This window comes from Micromonospora sp. ATLC20 (genome assembly GCF_057196585.1).
In genome coordinates this window covers 1-2,269 of sequence record NZ_JBXUOV010000342.1, presented here as the reverse complement: position 1 = coordinate 2,269, position 2,269 = coordinate 1, and the positions used below count along the sequence as shown (strand labels likewise).

General features: G+C 72.6%; 2 protein-coding genes. Both read left to right on the top strand.

Annotation, left to right across the window (positions count from 1 at the left end; translation table 11 throughout):
* The first annotated feature begins 185 nt into the window (after nt 1–185).
* Nucleotides 186–395 carry a hypothetical protein gene (locus tag AC2CHG_RS31090; protein ID WP_484526171.1) on the top strand — a complete coding sequence of 70 codons (210 nt, stop codon included), beginning with the start codon at nt 186–188 and terminating at the stop codon, nt 393–395.
* The gene (gene pknB / locus AC2CHG_RS31085; RefSeq protein WP_484526170.1) at nt 392–2,227 is read left to right on the top strand and encodes a Stk1 family PASTA domain-containing Ser/Thr kinase; all 1,836 of its coding nucleotides are present in this window, start codon (nt 392–394) and stop codon (nt 2,225–2,227) included. The genes AC2CHG_RS31090 and pknB overlap by 4 nt, the downstream gene beginning before the upstream one ends.
* Nucleotides 2,228–2,269 lie beyond the last annotated feature (42 nt).

The window sequence follows — 2,269 nt, the reverse complement described above, 5'->3', positions numbered from 1 at the left end:
GCCCGGCAGTGGTCGCCCACCCCGCCCCGCAGCCCCGTCCGCCGGTGGCGCCGCGCGGCGCGGCCCCCGTCCCGCAGCCGCGCCCCATGCCTCAGCGCAACCCCCTGGGGTACGCGCGACCGCCCGCCGCCGCCCCGCCCCGGCGCTCCCGGTCCGGGCTCTGGACGACGGCGATCGTGGTGGCCGTGCTGGTCATCCTCTGCTCGGGCGTGATTTCGTTCCTGTACCGGAAATACGGTGATACCGCAGCCGCGCCGGCGAGTGTGAGCGTGACCACCGGCGCGGTGCGGGCGTACGGAGGCGACTATCCGGTCCGCACGTCGTACCGTCGTGAGGTACGCCTCCTGTCGGCCGGCGGCGGTACGACGACGAGCGAAGGACGAGAGACGCGATGACAGCGCAGGCCCGCCTGCTCGGTGGCAGGTATCAGGTCGGCGAGCTGCTGGGCTACGGCGGCATGGCCGAGGTGCACCGCGGCCGTGACCTCCGGCTCGGGCGGGATGTCGCGATCAAGATGCTCCGTACCGATCTGGCCCGGGATGCCACGTTCCAGATGCGGTTCCGCCGTGAGGCGCAGAACGCCGCCTCGCTCAACCACCCGGCGATCGTCGCCGTCTACGACACCGGCGAGGAGACCGCCCCCACGGGCGAGACCCTGCCGTTCATCGTGATGGAGTTCGTCAACGGCCGGACCCTCAAGGAGGTTCTCGGCGTCGAGGGGCGGCTCCAGCCGCGCCGGGCGCTGGAGATCTGCGCCGACATGTGCGCCGCGCTGGAGTTCAGCCACCGGCACGGGATCATCCACCGGGACATCAAGCCCGGAAACGTGATGCTCACCCAGACCGGCCAGGTCAAGGTGATGGACTTCGGCATCGCCCGGGCGCTGGCCAGCGGCGCCACCACGATGACGCAGACCAGCGCGGTCATCGGCACCGCGCAATACCTCTCCCCGGAGCAGGCGCGCGGCGAGGCGGTCGACGCCCGCTCCGACGTCTACGCGGCCGGCTGCGTGCTGTTCGAGCTGCTCTGCGGCCACCCGCCGTTCGTCGGGGACAGCCCGGTCAGCGTCGCGTACCAGCACGTACGGGAGCAGCCGCCGACGCCGAGCACGATCAACCCGGACGTCAACCCCGCAGTCGACGCCATCGTGCTCAAGGCGCTGTCGAAGAACCCGCTCAACCGCTACCAGAGCGCCGGCGAGATGCGGGCGGACCTGCTCCGCGCCGCCGCCGGCCGGCCGGTGCTCGCCACCCCGGTGATGCCGGCCGACGAGACCATGCCGATGGGTGCCGCCGCTGGTGGCGGCTACCACCAGGCGCAGCAGACCCAGATGATGGGCCCGCAGACCCGCCAGCAGCCGGCGGCGCGGGTCGGTGACCCGGGCAAGCGCAAGACCTCGTCCTGGGTCATCGCCGCGTTCGCCGCGCTCGGCGTGCTCGCGGTGATCGCGCTCGGCACCGCGCTCTGGCTCAACCAGGCCGGCAACGAGAAGGTGTCGGTGCCGCAGGTGGTGGGCCGTACGCAGGCCGAGGCGCAGGCGGCGCTCACCCAGGCCGGGCTGCGGTTCGCCACTGGTGACCCGGTGCAGAACACCAACTGCCAGAAGGGCTCGGTGGTCGACCAGAGCCCGTCGTTCGGCCAGCGGGTGGAGAAGGACACCGAGGTCACCGTCAACGTCTGCACCGGCCCCGGCCAGGTGACCATCCCCACCAACCTGAAGGGTGGCACGTTCGACGCCGCGAAGGACCGTCTGACCGAACTCGGGCTGACCCCGGTGCGCGAGAACGTCAACAGCAGCCTGCCGGAGGGTCAGGTCGTCGACGTCTCGCCGAACGAGGGCAGTGCGGTCGCCGAGGGCAGCAAGGTGACGCTCAAGGTCTCCCGGGGCAACGTCAGCGAGGTGCCGAACGTCCGCGGCTACACCGAGGACCAGGCGAAGCAGCGGCTCAAGGAGGCCGGCTACGTGGCCCGGGTCCAGGAGGGCGACGAGGTCGACCCGGCCGAGGCGGGCAAGGTGAGCAGCCAGTCGCCGGCCGCGGGGACCAGCCTGGCCAAGGGCGAGCGGGTGACCATCCGGGTCGACGTGCCGCGTGAGGAGGAGCCGACCAGCCCGACGCCAAGCGGCTCCCCCAGCACGTCCCCGAGCACGCCGGGCAACGGCGGCGGCAACGGCGGCGGCAGCGGCTTCCCGTTCCCGCCGGTGACCCCGACCCGTACCGACCGCTGACCACCTGACCGACCGACGCGGCGGCGTCCCCGTTCCCGGGGC